At 53.7% G+C, this 242-nt stretch carries 1 tRNA gene; it reads left to right on the forward strand.

The window, feature by feature from the left end:
* The first annotated feature begins 136 nt into the window (after positions 1-136).
* A tRNA-Lys gene (locus H9X91_RS14140) sits at positions 137-212 on the forward strand.
* Positions 213-242 lie beyond the last annotated feature (30 nt).

The following is a 242-nucleotide window of genomic DNA, read 5'->3' on the forward strand; positions in this document are numbered from 1 at the left end:
GCAGTAATGTATGGAGCTGACCGGTACTAATCGCCCGAGGGCTTGACCTACGAGAAGAAGCAGGCGTGCTTGAACGCGGCGTCACATTGTTCGGTTTTGAGGGTGCAGGAAAGAAGGTAGCCCTCAAAAGGGATTTGCACCTTTAGCTCAGTTGGTAGAGCAACTGACTCTTAATCAGTGGGTCCCCGGTTCGAGTCCGTGAAGGTGCACCATGGCCCGTTGGTCAAGTGGTTAAGACAGCG

This window comes from Oscillibacter valericigenes (assembly GCF_016902445.1).
GTDB lineage: Bacteria > Bacillota > Clostridia > Oscillospirales > Oscillospiraceae > Oscillibacter > Oscillibacter avistercoris.